This is a genomic window from Mycoplana sp. MJR14, from assembly GCF_029210525.1.
Taxonomy (GTDB): domain Bacteria; phylum Pseudomonadota; class Alphaproteobacteria; order Rhizobiales; family Rhizobiaceae; genus Mycoplana.
Genome location: NZ_JARGEO010000013.1, coordinates 92,092 through 108,230, shown reverse-complemented (window position 1 = coordinate 108,230; position 16,139 = coordinate 92,092). Strand labels below are relative to the sequence as shown.

The window sequence follows — 16,139 nt, the reverse complement described above, 5'->3', positions numbered from 1 at the left end:
CGGGTTGCGGAAGGCCGGAGGTTGCCGCGGATCCGGCGCCCGCACGGGCCACTGCCGGCCGATGCACGTCTCCCGAAACCGGGATCTGGTTTCGGGAGAGAGATGTGTGGCAGCGGATACGGCCGCAGGCTCAGGCGACGGCGCGGCGGGCGGCGGCGAGGGTTTCGATCTCCATGTCGACGCTGGCGCCGAGGTCGGCGCGGGCGAGCGCCATGTGCAGGTTGGCGCTGACGAAGCCGGCCGGCGAGCCGCAATCGAAAGTGCGGCCGCAGAATTCGAACGGCCGGATCTCCTGCGTGCCGAGCAGCGCGATCATCGCGTCGGTGAGCTGGATCTCGCCGCCGGCGCCGGGCGCCTGGGTCTCCAGCAGGTCGAAGATCTCCGGCTGCAGGATGTAGCGTCCGGAGATGAACAGGTTGCTCGGCGCCGTGCCGGGCGCCGGCTTCTCCACCAGACCCGTCACGACCGGGCCGTCGCCGGTCGGCTTCAGCGACACGATGCCGAACTTGTGGGCCTCTTCGGGGGCGCATTTTTCGACGGCGATGACGTTGCCGCCATGGCGGCCATGGAGCTCCATCATCGACTGGAGGCAGGGCTTGTCGTCGACCATCAGCATGTCGGGGAGCAGGACGGCAAAGGGCTCGCGGCCGACGATCTGGCGCGCCGTCCAGACCGCGTGCCCCAGGCCGCGCGCCTGCTGCTGGCGAACGAAGGAAATGCTGCCCGTGCCCGGCGTGTGCTGCGCCATCCGGTCGGCCAGGCCGTGCTTGCCGGCGTTGCGCAGGCTGACGTCGATCTCGAAGGCGTGGTCGAAATAGTCCTCGATGGCCCCCTTCATGCGCCCGGTGACGATGACGACGTGTTCGATCCCGGAGGCAAAGGCTTCGGCCACGATGTAGTCGAGGATCGGCCGGTCGACGATCGGCAGCAGCTCCTTGGGAACGCTCTTGGTGGCGGGCAGCATCCTGGTTCCGAAACCGGCGGCGGGGATGATGGCCTTGCGGACTTTCGTGTGCATGTGGGTAGCCTCCAGTTCATGCGAGCGTTCGAACGGTGTTGCTCGAGGGGTGGGAGATCGGGACGGGTGTTCTTCGCTAGAGCGCGTGCGCGAGCAGCCCGGGGCTCTCGACGCCGGCGGCATCGAGCTTTTGCCGCAGCAGCCTGCGATAGAGCTTGAGGTGTTCATGTGCGCAGGCCATGTGGTCGGCCGGTCGGCGCATGGTGGCGCGCAGCCGTTCCCAGCTTCGGGTGTCGCTCAGGACCTCGACGATCCGGTCGGCGAGGTCCTGGCTGCTCCCGGCGCGGAAGTGCAGGCCGTCCTTGCCGTCGCGCACCTTCTCCGCCATGCCGCCGATGTCCGAGCAGATCATCGGCCGGCCATGGAGCAGGGCCTCCTGGATGACGACGGGCGAATTTTCCCACCAGACCGACGGCAGGACTACCCAGTCGGCGGAGCGCATCAGGCGCGGCATGTCGGCATTCTGGTAGGCGCCGTAGAAGCGGACGCGCTGGCCGGCGTCGGCGATGAGCTTCTTCATCCGCTCCTGGAACTCGATCGGCTGGCGCTCGAGGTTGCCGCCGAAGATCATCAGGCAGGAGTCCTCCCCCCATGTCTCCTTCGGAATGCGCGAAACCGCGTCGATCAGGACGTCGACGCCCTTGAACGGCGTGATCTGGCCGAAATAGGCAAAGCGGTTGCGGCGCGGGTTGCGGCCCTGCAGATCCCGTGCGGGGGCGGCCGCCTCCACGGTGATCCCGTTTTCGATCACGCAGAGCTTTTCCTCTTCGAGGCCCCATTTGACGTAGCGGTCGGCCAGAAACCGGCTGGGGGAGACGAAGGCGTCGGCGAGGCCGAGCATCCCGCGCGCAAACAGTTCCCGCTTCAGGAAGTGCGAGACGGGAATGTCGGGGAAGCAGCCGTGGCAGGCGGTGGGGAAGGCCGTCTCGCAGAGCTGGCCGGAGGGGCGCTTCACCATCTGCCCGTGATTGTGGCAGATCGACAGGTATTCGTGGAACGTGACGACGATGGCTGCATGCGGAAATTCCTCCCGCAGGGCATAGAGTGCCTCGAGGCCGATGCCGAGCACATGATGGAAATGGATGACATGGGGCCTGAGGTCGCGGGCGAAACGCAGCAGATCCCGGCTGATCGCCTGGGTGTCGCCGTTGGACAGGAAGAAGTGGTCGTAGTCGTCGGTGTGGAAGAGCACCTCGTCATCGGCGAGGCGATGGCTCATCAGGGCGGAAGCGGCATGCCGCGGCACGGGATGGCCGACGCGCGCCAGATAGACCGATTCGACGTTCGGCAGCGCATTCAGGCCGCGATGCAGGTTGTGCGAAGCGATTTCCGCGCCTCCGAGCGAGACGGTCGGATGCGCATGCGAGACGACGAGAACGCGAAGCTGTTCGTTCATACGGCTCTCTTCTCCGATTCCTTCCTGAGGGCCGACGCCCAGCGGCGCTTGAAGATCTTGCGGTCGATCTCTTCCACGACGGCCGCCATTGCGGGGGTGTCGGGGCAAGGCGTGTCGTCGCAGCCCCACAGCTGGACCGAAGGCAGTAGGAAGGACTCCATGCCGGACAGGCTGAGATGCAGGCCGAGATCCAGGCCCTTTTCCTGCGACCCCATGTAGCCGCCGGAAAAGCCGCCCGCGCGCTGCAAGGCGTCGCGGGGCATGATGCAGCATTCGAGCGAGGCTGCCGCAATGCGGGTCAGCTTCATCGCGGTGACCGCCTTGAGCGGATATCCGGCATAGCGGCCCACGACCGGCTGGTCGTCGGGATCGTCGTTGATCCAGCTTCCCGCCCAGCGGACGGAATGGTCCTCGTAGGCCAGGACCGGGGAGACGATGCTGCCTTTCAGGGTCGCCGCCGTGGCCACCAGCCTGCCGTACCAGCCTTTTCCGTGCGGGATCAGCGCGGCGGAGAGCAATACGACGGTTTCACAGGTGAGCGCCTGCGTGCCGGCCTCCAGCAGGTCGTAGACGTCGCCCGCTCCCTTCGCCGACACCAGCCGGGCCGAGAGGCGATAGAACCGCGCGAGTTCGATGAGGCGGGGCGCCTGCCTGGAAAAGCGCTCGGCGGGGATGGCGATCACGATCGGCGCGGCCCGCGTCTCCGGGTCGAGTGCGAGCAGGGCCAGAAGCGGAGACATGTGGTCTTCGCCTTCGCCGGCGCCGATGACGATCGGCGGGCCGCAGTCCTCGTCGAAGGCGCCGGCATCGATGGTGGCGTCGACGACCGGCGCCGATCTCTTGCAATCGCTGAGGAAGGGGACGATCTGCGCATCGACGATCGACTGCAACGTGCAGGTCGCCGGATCGATGGCGCCGATCTGGCGCAGGGCCGCCATGCGGGCTGCGGCCCGGGTCGGTTTCACCGGCAGAAACGCCCGGCGTGAATCCCGCAGCGTCAGCTCGAAGTAGAGAGGCGCTTCGGGGTCTGCGTCCGCCAACCGGGCGTGGGCGACGAAGCCGTGCGCCTGTGGTCCGCCCCGAAGGCCCGGTGCGAAATCCGGCTGGTCGTCGAAACTGTCCGTGACGTCGGGGCGGTCGAGGCGCGTCCAGCACTCGTCAAGGCGGGCTGCGGCCCTGTGTCGACGCAGGCGCACCGCCGCGACGTGATTGTCGGGGTCGTACAGCCAGCCGGAGACGAGGAGGTTTCCGCCGTCCGTTTCGAAGGCGTTGTCCAGTCCCATCCGGACGGGATACGGCAGGCCGGAGACGGTTTCCTTGCCCTCGAAGCTGTTGGCGGCCGCGCGCAGCGACAAGAGCACGTCCGGTGCGCTCTGGGTGCGCAAGAGGACCGACCGGATATGCTCGGGCGTGTCGAGCGGGCCGGCGATGCGCTTGCGGGCGTGGGCGGCGGCATACCGCCAGCCGGCGCGGCCCCGGAAGACCAGGCCTTCGATGTCGCGTACGTCGGCGGCGCCGTCGGCATCGAGGAGGCCGACAAAGCCCGCCGCCCCGTCGGGAACGTCCGGGCGGGGGAAGACGGCGATGCCGCAGTCCGCGACCACCGGCGCAGCACTGCCGACGACCGATACCCGGCAACGCCCGGGGGCCATGCTGCGGCTCCAGCCCTGCAGGAAGGTCGCCCCGTCATGGCTTTCGCCGACCAGTTCGACGAAGCCATCGCTCGCATGGGTCGCCTGCAACAGCGCGGCGATGGTCCTGAGACCGCGGAAGGAGACGTTGCCGGCCATCAGGGCGTCGACGAGCCGGTCCATGACGGCGGCGGCCTGAGGTCCGGCGGATTCGGCCAGGAGTGCGGCCGCTTCCTCCGCGGAGGCAGGACGGGGTGCGACGACGTAATGTGCGCCCGCCGCCTCGTCCTCGAAGCGGATCGTCGTCAGCGCCCGGTCCGTGCCGTCGGTCGAAAGGAGTGCTGCAAAACCCTGCCTGGTCCGCGGCGAGGGGGCGGGCATTCGCCAGTTCGAGACGAAGGCGCGTCGCGTTCCCGCCTGGTCTCCGTCGACTGCGACCACCACGTCTCCGGCCGTGACCCGGCCGAGGCCGATGAACAGCACGGTCGCCTCGTCGACCGGGCAGCCGACGACCCTTCCCGCGCGCAGGGCCCGGCTGGCGCCGTGCCTGCCTGTCGCGGCGGTCGCTGCCGTGTGGGACTGTTCTGCAACCGGCACGCCTTTCCCTCCCTGCATCAGATCCTGGCCATCAAGGCGACGCCGGCGCCTGCGACAAATCCCATCAGGACGAACAAGAGCAGCAGCAGCGGCTTGAAATCGGCGTTCGTGCGCTTCTGCAGCGCAGTCAGGCTCTTTTCCATTCCGGCCACCACCCCATCCAGCCGCATCAGATGGACATCGAGATCGTTCAGTCGCTGGTTGATGTCGGTCCCGAGGCCTTCGACGGCGGAGCCGATCTCGGTCAGGCCGACGGTTTCGGCCTTGTCGGCATCGATTTCCGGGGCGCGCTGCAGCGAGCGCTGGGAGACCTGCAACTGCCGCTGCGCGGCCATCAGCACGTCGAGCTTGTCCAGCACCTTGGCGAGCGGCGCGGCGATGAGCGCCTCCGCCGCCTGCTCGTCCGGCTGGGGAACGCGCAGGGCCTGCTCGGAGCCGCTGCCGTTCAGGGCGACGACGACGAGCTCGCTCGCGCGCGACTGCACGGGATCGGGCAGCGCGATTTCGAATGCGTGCTTGCCGTCGCCGATGCCGTTGCGTCGCAGGTCCGGGCGGTTGCGATCGGCGACCGCTTCGGCGATCACCTTGCCGTCGAGCAGGACACGGATGGTCAGCCGTTGCTCCGGCGCCATCGGATCGAACGCCCAGCCGAAGATCCGGCCCTGGTCGATGGCGTCGACCCGGCCGTTCACCGGCTTGACGTTGTCCTGTTCCGGGGCGGCGTCCGGTCGTTCAGCGGGGTTGGCCATGCGTTCTCCTATGCTGCCTGAACCCGTGCCGGTTCCATCAGTTCGAGGTAGCGGCGGGCAGTCGTGTCGATGTCGTCGGGCCTGCGGGCGTTTGCGGAGAGTTCCTGCAACAGGTTCGGCTGTTCCAGCAGGTTGCGCATCGCCGCGGCGAGCGCCCTGGCATCGTTGGGCGGAACGGTCAGGCCGTTGACGCCGTGCTCGATCATTTCGGCCATGCCCCCGATGTTGCTGGCGATGACCGGACGCCCCTGCGCCTGGGCCTCCTGAATGACCAATGGAGCGTTCTCCCACCAGACGGAGGGAACGATGGTGCAGTCGACGGCGGCCAGCAGATCGCCGATGTCCTCGCGCCGATAGGGGCCCCGGCGCTGCACGGAAGGCGCGGTCCCGGCGAAGAGTTCATCGATCTCCTCGACGAAATTCTTGCTCTGGAAGGGCGCGCCGCCGTGAACGCGGAGCTCGAATTCGAGGCCGTCGGCCAGAAGCTGGCGCGCGGCCTCGAGCAGCACGGTCGCCCCCTTCCAGGGGTTGAGATTGCCGAAGTATCCGAAGACCGGCCGCCCGCCGTCGAGCCTCTGCCTTCCCGCGCCGGGCTTTCGGGTCGGGATGCCGTTGGGGATGACGCTGATCGCATCCTCCGCCAGCCCCCACTGCACGAAACGCTCCTTCAGGAAGGCGCTGGGCGAGATGAAGTGGTCGACCGTGCTCAGCAGGGCCTTCAGATGGCGCTCGCGCAAGGCAAAGCGATCGAGCGGAATGTCCTTGAAGCAGGCATGGCAGCGGTCGGGGCTCGCCTGGTAGCAGAGCTCCCTGCTGCCGGTGCGCACCATCAGGCCGTCGTGATGGCAGATCGGATAGTAGTCGTGCAGCGTCATCACGATCTGGCAGTTGGGCAGGGTGCGGCGGACGATGTGCGGGAACTCGGCGCCGAGCAGCAGCAGGTGGTGAAGGTGCACCACGTCCGGCCGGAAATCGCGCAGCAACTCCGTCACGTCCGGCACGACGCCGTAGAGGTCGATCTGGCTCATGAAGAAGCGGTCGAAGTGTCCCGACCACAGCAGCACCTCGTCTCCCGCCGGGCCGATGCCCTGAAAGCTCGTGCCGGGCCTGGCCTCGCGGTGGATCTGGTTCGTCGCGCCGAGAAACAGCGCCTCGTGGCCTGCGCGCTGGTAGGCGCGGAACAGGTCGTGGGCGAATATCTCCGTGCCGCCGGGATGGAGGGAGGGATGGTTGTGGGCGGCGACCAGGATGCGCTTGCTCATCGGCCGTCTCCCTTGCGCTTGGCGACGATGAAGTCCTGGTGGTGGGCGGCGCTGGTGCCGCGCCAGTGGCCGAGCGATTTCAGGGCGACGGCGAGGCCGGCCCGCCCGAGCGCCTTCTCCAGGAAGCCGTCTTCGAAGCCGATCGCGGCCAGCGGCGGCTGGTTGGGGACGAACCAGCACGGGCTTTCGCCGTAGCGGCGGAAGGCCAGGCGCGGGTCGCGCCGTCCGTTCTCGTTCGCCGCTGCGATCCGGTCGACCACGAACGCCGTCATGAACAGGCGGCCGCCGGGCACCAGGACCCGGCGAACCTCGGAAAGATAGGCAAGGATCTCCGCCGGCGGCAGATGGGTGACGACGGACGTCATGATGACAAAGTCGAAATGACGATCGGGAAAGGGCAATGCCAGGGTCTTGCCGCTGATCCTGCCGTTCGGATTGTAGAGCTCGTGGGCGATGTCCAGACGCTGGAAGGCGAAATTGGGATAGACCGGGGCGATCGTCCGCTGGCACCAGTCGATGCCGCCTTCGACGGGATCGATGCCGTCGTAGCGGCCCGCCTGCGGGTCCAGATACTGGGTCAGCGGCACCGCCATCCGCCCGATGCCGCAACCGATGTCGAGCACGCGGCTGTCCTCCCGCAGGCCGCCGATGCGGATGAAATGGCCGAGGAACTCCGCGCCGATCGCGCGAAAGTCACCGTCTCCGACGAAGGCGTTGGTCGGGTCCGGTTGCGGCAGGAAGCGGTTACTCCGGACGGAATCGAGGAGCCAGCGGATCCGGTCTTCGTCGACCAGCCGGGCCGGCGCGTGGGGCTGTGCGAGTGCCGCTTGCGTCATGCTGCATTCCTTTCCCGGATTTTGCCGCCTGCGGCGGCAGGCTGACCCGGGTCTCTGCCGAACTGGCTTTCCATCAGTTCGGTGATGGCCTCGTCCCATCGCTGCGTGTGCAGCCATGAATTGTACTGGCTTGCGACACCGCGCATGTAGTCCTGGCTGCGGCGGATCGAGCGCCGCTCGAAATGGTACAGGCAGGCCGCCGGCTCGTAGGCGATCTGGAGCCCCAGGCCGCGGATCTTGAGGCACAGGTCGCTGTCCTCGTAGTCGCCGATCACGTAGTCCTCGGTGAAGCCGCCGACCTGCTCATAGGTGTCCCTGCGGGCCACGAGGCAGGCCCCGGTGACGCCCGGAACGGCACGGGCATGCTGCGCCGGCCCGTAGTCGCCGGGCATGCCCTTGTGGAAGTGGTGGTTCAGCCAGATTCCGCGCTGGTCGCGGGCGAAATAGAGCCCGGCATGCTGCAACGAGCCGTCTTCGAAGATCAGCTTCGGGCCGATCGCCCCCAGCGTCCTGTTCTCCAGCAACGGCTTCGACAACAGCTGCAGCCAGCCCGGCCCGCAAGGCACGACATCCGAATTGAGCATCACCAGGATGGCGCCGCGCGCAAACCGCGCGCCGGCGTTGCAGGCCCGCGCGTAGCCGCCGTTGCGGTTCATGACCACGAGCTTCATCGGCAGCCCGTGCAGTAGGTGCAGGCCGCCCAGCAGATGCTCCGTCTCGTCTTGGATCTCCGGAGAATCGAGGACGTAGATGATCTCGGCGTTCTGGGTGAGCCACGGGTCCGTCGCCATCCCCGACAGCTGGAAGCGCAGGAAGTCGAGGACCCGGTAGAGCGGCACGACGATGGAGACGAGGGGCGCACTCTTTTGCAGGCTGTAGTCCTTCGTGGCGGTGACCTCGACGGTCTTGCCCAGTCGCCGCTCCACGTCCTGAAGGGCGGGGGCAAGGATCGTGCGGAACGCCGCGTCGACCGCATGCTGGGGCGGCACGGCGCGCAGGACATGGTTTCGCTGGGCCGCCGGCTCGAAAGGCTGCGGCTTCGGCACCAGCGGCCTGACGGTTCCCGAGGCAAGGCGCATCTGGAAGCGTGGCTGCAGGAGCGGACCCGGCGATTCCGTCAACGGCACCCAGGCGACGAAGCCGGTCACATCGGTCTTGCTCTTCTCGTCCTTGCCCTGCGCCCATGCCGGAAACTCGTAGCTGTTTCCATCAAGCGGCACCGCCGTTCCGTCTTCCTTGACGTAGTCGATGCCGGCGAGCGCGGAGGAGGGCGCATGAAACCAGCCGCCGGCCAGAAGACCGTCCTGGAGGGCCAGGGCGAGGTCGACCTCGCCAGAGGGATGCATCGACGACTTCTCGATCCGGCGCGCCGCCAGCGGCGCCCGAACCTGCAGGTCGACGGCCGTGGCTGCACCGCCGTCCGGCAAGGCGGCGAGCCGGCGCACGATCATTTCGCGCAAGTCTGCCGCATCACGGTTCTTGCCCCACCAGCTCTGCAGGCTGGGATGGCGCGGCCTGGCGTCGGAAAGCTGGCGGACGGCGACGCCGTTCTTGCTGAGCAGGACGATGAGGAACGGCGCGGGCGGGAGCGGCGCTTCCGCGATGAAATGACAGGATTGCAGGCCCTGTTTCGCCTGGCGTCCCAGGAGCAGGCTCGCGGACAGGCGCGCGACCGAAGCAGCGCCGACCGCATAGGTCGCGGTGATGTCGCCGAGATCCGGATTGATGGTGGTCTCCACCAGATGGCGCCCCTGCGCGACCTGGCACAGGATGCCGGCCGTCCGCGGCTCGGGCACGAGCGCAAAGAGGGCATCCTCGACGACCATGCTGAAGAGGTGGTCCCGGGCGATGCGAAAGGCGCTCCGCCACACCGTCAGGAGGTTGTTGACGAACTTGATGCGGGATTCCGGCGCGAGATCGGCAAACAGCGTCTCCACATCGAGGGGCGCATAAGTGTGCGCGGGCTGCATCACCACGGTGTCCATGGTCCTGCCGTCTTCGGCGCGGATGCCGACATGCTCCGCCCGCTCTCCCGGCCGCATCGCCCAGAACATCCGTTGCCGGCCGTTGGCCAGCGGCAGCGTCATGCTGACGAGCGGTACCGGCGGCTGGTCCATCGACAAGACGTATCTTGCGGCGGCCGACGGGGATGGGGGAATGTCCCAGATGAGGACGGCCAGGTCGGCGCCGAGCCGGAAGATCCTTGCAGTCCTGAAATCGCCAGCGGCGTTTCTCGATTCGTCGAACGTCACACGCTATCCCTCTGGATCGGAAAGCGCGCGCCCCACGGGAGGAAGCAGGGCGCGCCCAGCTCACGCTCAGTGAACCGTGAAGTAGTTCTCGGGATTGGCCTCGATGTCGTCCGCGTCGGCGTTGACCAACGTCAGCGTATCGCCATGGCCGAGATCCACGACGACATTGCCGCCGACCTGCGTGATGCGCGAGACGAGGTCTTCGGGCGAAGACACGTCGAGCCCATTGATGTCCTTCGAGATCTGCAGCAGATCCTCGCCGGGGGTGAAGTCGAGAATGACGTCGTTTCCGCCACCGCCGTCGAAGACGAAGATGTCGTGTCCCGCACCGCCTGCCATGACATCGCTGCCGGCGCCGCCGTCGATGAGGTCGTCGCCGTCGCCGCCATAGAGCACGTCACTGCCCTTGCCGCCGGACAAGAGGTCGCTTCCGTGTCCGCCGAGCAGGACGTCGCTGCCCTTGTCGCCGTACAGCAGGTCGTCGCCCCAGCCGCCGACGAGGGTGTCGTCACCGTTCTCGCCGTTCAGCAGATCGCTGCCCTCGCCGCCGAACAGGGTGTCGTTGCCCTTGCCGCCGAACATGATGTCATCGCCGTCCTCACCGAACATGAGGTCGTGCCCGTTGCCTCCGCTCACGAAGTCATCGCCCCCATGGGCGCGAATGAAGTCGTTGAAGCGTGAGCCGAACAGGGCGTCGTCGTATGCGCCGCCTTCCAAAGTGGCCATCTGCCTCTCCTCTACAGGGTTACACTCTCGCGCTATCGGCGCAGGGTGCGACGATTGCGCGTGGGGAATGTGCACTGCAATAAAAGACAAGGCAAGCATATCGCACGGCCAAAATGTCCGATAATGAAAAATATATTTTGCGAAACCCGGTTCGTCGCGTCCTATTTTGGTAATAATGGCACTTAGGAAGTAAAATTATCCGATTTTATCCGAAAAGAACTTCAAAATTCATAGTAATTTACACGCAACGGCCATCGCAGTCCGTATCGATGTTTCAGTCTTCCCTGAAGGCGCGGTTGAAACTCTCGACGACAGGCGAGGTCAGGTAGTCGATCGCAAGGCGGGCCTTGTGGATGATCAGCACCTCGGCGGGCATGCCGGGATAGAGGCGGATATCGGGGCTCGCCGCGAGCGATGCCGCGTCGATCCTGGCGCGCGCGACGAAATAGGCGGAGTTCGACTTTTCATCCACCGACTGGTCGGCGGCGACATAGGTGATGGCGCCTTCGAGCGGCAGGCGGGAGCGCTGGTTGTAGGCCGTCAGCCTGATCTGGGTGGGAGAGCCGACGGCGATGCTGTCGATGTCGCGCGGATTGACGCGCATCTCGATCAGGAGCGGCTCGTCTTCCGGAACGATCTCGAGCAGCGCCTGCCCGGGGGTGACCGCGCTGCCGGGGGTGCGCACCCAGATGTTGCTGATGATGCCGGCCTGCGGGGAGCGGATCTCCAGGCGGCGCAAAACGTCCTTGGAGGCGGTGATCTGCTCTTCGACGTCGGCGAGCTCGACGCGTGCCGTCGTGATCTCGCCGGCGATGGTCGACTGAAACTCGCTTTCGATGCCGGTCAGCGCCAGCTGTGCGCCCGCCTCGGCCTTTTCCGCCTGGGCCTTGTCGCCGACGAGTTCGCTGCGTGTCCGGGCAAGTTCGCTGAGGTTGGCCTCGACCTCGATCAGCTGCGTGCGCGGTGCGACGCCCTTCTTCACCAGGGTCGCGATCGCCGTCCGGTGCTCGTTGATGAGATCGATCTGCCGGTCGGTCGCCTGGATCTGGATGCCGAGCGACTTGGCCTGCTCGAAGTACTCCTCGATGGTCTTCTTCTGGACGTCTATCCGGCCGAGCTTCGCCTCGCGCCGCTTTTCGAAGAAGATCGTCTCGGCCTTGATGGCGTCGTCGACGGCCAGGTCGCTGACCTCGCCGAAATCGCGCGGAAAGTCGATCTGCGGCATGTCGGCCTGTTCGGCCTTCAGCCGCGCCAGTTTCGCGGTCAGGCCGATGCGCCGGCTTTGCAGCGACTGCAGGCTGGAGCGGGCGCGCGTGTCCTCCAGCTCGATCACGGGCTGGCCGGCGATCACCTTGTCGCCTTCCTGGACGAGGAGGCGGTTCATGACGCCGCCCTCGAAATGGCTGACGGTCTTGCGCTTGGAATCGACGATGACGGTGCCGTTGGCGACGGTCGCGCTGCTGAGCTCGGTCGAAAACGCCCAGGCGAAGAAGCCGCCGAAGGACACGATGACCGTGGCAAGGCCCGCAATGACCAGGCGTCGGAGCGGCGAGCGGGTATCGAATTCCTCGAGCTCCGGATGCGGGGGGCTGACGCCGAGCGGCACCGGCTGGTGCCGCGCGGGGCGTTCGACGAGGGCGGAGCGGACGGCAAGGGGCTTCTTCTCGGTCATATCGCGGTCATCTCCCGGCGCTGTTCACCCGGCATGGTCGCCGGCACCACGTCCGCGCGCGGTCCGAACTGCGTGATGCGGCCGTTCTCGAGCACGAGCAGCTTGTCGGCGACCTGCATGATGGCCGGCCGGTGGGCGATGATGATGACCATGGCGCCGTCCTCGCGCGCATGCTGTATCGCACGGATGAGCGCCCGCTCGCCGATCGCGTCCAGATTGGCGTTCGGTTCGTCGAGGACGATGAGGCGGGGCCGGTTGTAGAGGCAGCGCGCGAGCGCGATCCGCTGCCGCTGCCCGCCGGACAGGGTCAGGTGCCCGTCGCCGACGGGGGTGTCGTAGCCGAGCGGCAGGCGCCCGATCATCTCGTGGACATCGGCCAGCCGCGCCGCCTCCAGGACCTTGTAGGGGTCGCTGTCCGCCATCCGCCCGATGTTCTCGCGGATCGTGCCTTCCAGCAGCGAGACGGACTGCGGCAGATACCCGACCACCTGGCCGAACGAACTGCGCTCCCAGAGAAAGGTGTTGTTGCCGTCGAGGAAGACGCCGCCGGAGGTGGGGCGCAGTATCCCGACCAGCAGGCGGGCCAGCGTCGACTTGCCGGCGGCGGAGGGGCCGATCACGCCCAGCACCTCGCCCGGCGAGAGGGTGAAGGAGATCCCCTTGATGATCGGCACGTCGAGCCCCGGCGCCGCGTAGACCAGCTTGTCGACCACGATGTCGCCGGAGGAATGCGGCGTGGGCATCGTCTGGCGGATCGCAAGGTCCGCCTTCAGCGTGGCCTCGAGGCGGCGCCAGCCGGCGATCGCGAGAACCCACTGCCGCCAGTTGTCGATGATCGTGTCGAAGGGAATCAGCAGGCGTCCGACGAGAATGCTCGACGCCATCATCGCGCCGGGCGTGATCGCCTGCTCCAGCACGAGGTACGCCCCGGCCGCGAGCGTGACGATCTGGATGGAATAGCGCAGGCTGCGGGTGATGGACGTCATCGCCTTGCTCCTGCTTCCGCTCGTCTCGAAGGCGCCGAGGGCCTGCAGCTGCAGGGCGCGCCAGCGGCTGGCCAGGGCCGGCAGCATGCCCATCGACTCGATCGCCTCGGCATGGCGCAGGGATGCGCCGATCTTTGACAGGGCTTCGACGTTCGTCTGATTCGCCTCCTTGGTGAGCTGGCGGGTCAGCATGTCCGTCACCAGGCCGCCGCAGAGAAGCAGGGCCACCGAGACGGCGCCGATCAGGCCGAAGAGCGGGTGCAGCAGGAACAGGGCGCCGAGAAAGATCGGCGACCAGGCCGCATCGAGGGGGGCGCTGACTGCCGACGACGTCAGGAAGCTCCGCAATTCCGCGATGTCGCGCAGCGACTGGGTGGCGCGCGACAGGCCTTGGTCGACCGAGGCCTGGACGGCGGCGGCGAGGACGGGCATGTTCAGCCGGCGCACCAGCGCGCCGCCGATCGCCTGGAACGACAGGGCGCGGATGTACTCCAGGACGCCGAACACGACGAGGGCGCCGATCGCCAGGACGGTCAGCATCACCAGCGTGTCCATGCTCTGACTGTTGAGCACCCTGTCATGAACTTGCAGCATGAACAGAGGCATCGTGAGTTGCAATAAATTCAGGCACACACTCAGCGCGGCCGCATAGAGCAAGCCGGACAAGAATACACGCTTCGCTTGCAAGATGAGCAATCCGGAGTTGTTTGGCGCCTTGCCACCCCAATTTTGCCCCTTGCTTCTTGTCTCATTTTGAACAGTATCACGCATGGCGATTTGCCTGAAGTTAACGTTAGAACAATCTGTTGGAGGACGGATTGGCTTATAGTTGGACGGACGCATAGTATTGCTCCTACCAATCTGGCACACAAGGGAGGAGTTGTGCAAGCTCAGGTTAATCGGGGGGAAATGGGCATATTTGAAAATTACTTCAAAAATTGAAGTAATTTCCGTTTTGGAGAGTGGGATGAAAGAAGAGAGTGTGCTCAATCTGTCCGTAGAACTTAATGTAGATCCGAATATTCAAGGTCAGAATCAGGGGGCGCAAGCTGACGCCCAGCATCCGCAGGATGCCGAAATCGGCGCCCCCCGGCAGGTTACGTATTTCGAGCTCGCTCGTCTGATGGAGCGGGCGAGCCGACGGTTTTCTGGTCTTGTGCGCGCGGAGCTGACCAAGCTTCGCGTCGATGATATTGGGCCCGCGCAGGCGATGGTCCTGCTCGCCATTGGCGATTCGGAGCTCTCGGTCGCCGAACTTCTGGACCGCGGGCACTATGTCGGCTCGAACGTTTCGTATTACCTGAAGCAGCTTGCCGACGGCGACTACATCGATCGCGTCGCCTCCCAGCGCGACAAGCGGTCTGCGCGCATCAAGCTGACGGAGAAGGGCCGGCGACTGCGGGCAAGCCTTCGCGATGCGGCGATGACCTACGAGCGCGCGGTCAACCGGGGCGACCAGGACCAGCGCATGCTGGAAACGGCGTTCCAGACGCTGCACCAGCTCGAACTGGCCTGGGGCAGCGCTTCACGGTTCGGCGTGTGAGCGATGCGTGATGCGGTGGTCCTGGCGGTAGCGGGCTAGACGCGATGCACGTGGCATTCGTTCATCGACGAGGCTTCGGCCAGTTCGCCGCCCTGGCCACCCAGCTCCTGCGGGCGGGCAACGAGGTCAGCCTCATCACCGAGACCATCGACCAGAAGATCCCCTCCGTTCGTGTCGTTCGACACCGGGCGGAGGCCGGCCCGCGCGCGAGCCCGCAGATGGCCCGCTACATGGGAATTCCCGACCATCACACGCGAATCGGCCATCGCGTCGCCGAAACCTTCGACGCCATGGTGCGACAGGGGCTCGTGCCCGACATCGTCGTCGGCCATATCGGTTGGGGCAGCATGATGTTCGTGAAGGACGTGCTGCCTCAGGTGCCGGCACTCGGCTATTGCGAGTTCTTCTACCGGTCGGAAGGGGCGGACATCGGCTTTGCCCCCGACGATCCGCCCGATCTGGAGACGCGCAAGAGGCTGCGGCTGCGCAACATCGCCCAGCTCGTCACCCTCGAGGCCATCGAGGCCGGCATCAGCCCCACCCACTGGCAGAAGGGCCTCTACCCCGCCGATGTCCGGGAGCGAATCACGGTGTGCCACGAAGGCATAGACACGGCGCGGTTCCGGCCGGATCCGGCGGCTTCGGTCAGGCTTCCGGACGGGCGCGTCCTCGGCGCCGGCGGCCCGCCCGTCGTCACCTTCGCCGCGCGCGACCTCGAGCCGTATCGGGGATTTCCACAGGCCCTGGAGGCTGCCGCCAAGGTTGTGCGGGCGCGTCCCGACGTGCTGTTCGTTTTCGTGGGCGGCGACGGCACGAGCTACGGTATGCCGCCGCCCGGCGGCGGGTCGTGGAGGGACCATCTTCTCGCCTCGCTGGACATGCCGCAGGAGAACATCGTCTTTCCCGGCGTCGTGCCGCATCCGGTCCTGCGGCAGCTGTTCCAGATCTCGGCGGCGCATCTCTACCTGACCTATCCGTTCGTGCTGTCCTGGTCGGTGCTGGAGGCGATGGCCTGCGGCGCCCTGGTCATCGGATCGGACACAGCACCGGTGAAGGAGGTCATCCGCGACGGCCAGAACGGCCTGCTGGTGCCCTTCTTCGACACCGACGCCCTCGCCGAGGCGATCCTCGGCGCCCTGAAGGACCCGGAAAGCCATCTGGGGATGCGCGCCGCGGCGCGCCGGACGGTCGAGCGGCGCTTCCGATTGGACCGCTGCCTTGGTCTTCAGCAGGATATGATCGAGAATCTGGCCGGCAAATCGCTGCATCGTCATGCGCAAACAGAAAGTGACGGCGTATTACTTTGATTTTCTAAATATATTTGAAATATATTACTTGACTCACGCCAAAAATTATTATTGTGCGCCGCAAGAATAGTTGCTACGTTCTCGACACTGACGCCTGATGATTTGAGTAAACGTCTGATTATTCAGCGTCTTTTGGTTTTGTTGCGTCACAAAATTCTTCAGAG

Annotated in this window: 12 protein-coding genes; 2 read left to right on the top strand and 10 right to left on the bottom strand. The window is 66.2% G+C overall.

The genetic code is table 11. The annotated features are described in order from the left end of the window. Nucleotides 1-130 precede the first annotated feature (130 nt). The 10 genes from P0086_RS22755 to P0086_RS22710 form a co-directional block, all read right to left on the bottom strand. On the bottom strand, nucleotides 131-1,018 hold the full coding sequence (locus tag P0086_RS22755) for a UTP--glucose-1-phosphate uridylyltransferase (RefSeq protein WP_112604696.1): 888 nt from the start codon (nucleotides 1,016-1,018) through the stop codon (nucleotides 131-133). A 76-nt stretch (nucleotides 1,019-1,094) separates the two neighbouring features. Then, nucleotides 1,095-2,414, bottom strand: a complete 1,320-nt coding sequence (locus P0086_RS22750) for a glycosyltransferase family 4 protein (protein ID WP_275790207.1) — start codon at nucleotides 2,412-2,414, stop codon at nucleotides 1,095-1,097. Next, nucleotides 2,411-4,573, bottom strand: a complete 2,163-nt coding sequence (locus P0086_RS22745; RefSeq protein WP_275790292.1) for a hypothetical protein — start codon at nucleotides 4,571-4,573, stop codon at nucleotides 2,411-2,413. The genes P0086_RS22750 and P0086_RS22745 overlap by 4 nt, the downstream gene beginning before the upstream one ends. 86 nt (nucleotides 4,574-4,659) lie before the next feature. Further along, the gene (locus tag P0086_RS22740; RefSeq protein WP_112615566.1) at nucleotides 4,660-5,391 is read right to left on the bottom strand and encodes a hypothetical protein; all 732 of its coding nucleotides are present in this window, start codon (nucleotides 5,389-5,391) and stop codon (nucleotides 4,660-4,662) included. Nucleotides 5,392-5,399: 8 nt separating this feature from the next. Beyond that, on the bottom strand, nucleotides 5,400-6,653 hold the full coding sequence (locus P0086_RS22735) for a glycosyltransferase family 4 protein (RefSeq protein ID WP_275790204.1): 1,254 nt from the start codon (nucleotides 6,651-6,653) through the stop codon (nucleotides 5,400-5,402). Continuing rightward, the gene (locus tag P0086_RS22730; RefSeq protein ID WP_275790202.1) at nucleotides 6,650-7,489 is read right to left on the bottom strand and encodes a class I SAM-dependent methyltransferase; all 840 of its coding nucleotides are present in this window, start codon (nucleotides 7,487-7,489) and stop codon (nucleotides 6,650-6,652) included. The genes P0086_RS22735 and P0086_RS22730 overlap by 4 nt, the downstream gene beginning before the upstream one ends. After that, nucleotides 7,486-9,741, bottom strand: coding sequence for a glycosyltransferase family 2 protein (locus P0086_RS22725; protein ID WP_275790200.1), 2,256 nt, complete (start codon nucleotides 9,739-9,741; stop codon nucleotides 7,486-7,488). The genes P0086_RS22730 and P0086_RS22725 overlap by 4 nt, the downstream gene beginning before the upstream one ends. A 66-nt stretch (nucleotides 9,742-9,807) precedes the next feature. Next, on the bottom strand, nucleotides 9,808-10,467 hold the full coding sequence (locus P0086_RS22720; protein ID WP_112598268.1) for a calcium-binding protein: 660 nt from the start codon (nucleotides 10,465-10,467) through the stop codon (nucleotides 9,808-9,810). A gap of 274 nt (nucleotides 10,468-10,741) precedes the next feature. Next, complete coding sequence (locus P0086_RS22715; protein WP_275790196.1) at nucleotides 10,742-12,139, bottom strand: HlyD family type I secretion periplasmic adaptor subunit; 1,398 nt, start codon at nucleotides 12,137-12,139, stop codon at nucleotides 10,742-10,744. Beyond that, nucleotides 12,136-13,896, bottom strand: coding sequence for a type I secretion system permease/ATPase (locus P0086_RS22710; protein WP_112598271.1), 1,761 nt, complete (start codon nucleotides 13,894-13,896; stop codon nucleotides 12,136-12,138). Before P0086_RS22710 ends, P0086_RS22715 begins: the two co-directional genes overlap by 4 nt. 196 nt (nucleotides 13,897-14,092) lie before the next feature. Here P0086_RS22710 and P0086_RS22705 point away from each other — a divergent pair, with 196 nt between their 5' ends. Together P0086_RS22705 and P0086_RS22700 are read left to right on the top strand one after the other, a co-directional pair. After that, on the top strand, nucleotides 14,093-14,668 hold the full coding sequence (locus tag P0086_RS22705) for a MarR family transcriptional regulator (protein WP_112615578.1): 576 nt from the start codon (nucleotides 14,093-14,095) through the stop codon (nucleotides 14,666-14,668). Between the two features lie 44 nt (nucleotides 14,669-14,712). Next, complete coding sequence (locus tag P0086_RS22700; RefSeq protein ID WP_275790192.1) at nucleotides 14,713-15,975, top strand: glycosyltransferase family 4 protein; 1,263 nt, start codon at nucleotides 14,713-14,715, stop codon at nucleotides 15,973-15,975. Nucleotides 15,976-16,139 lie beyond the last annotated feature (164 nt).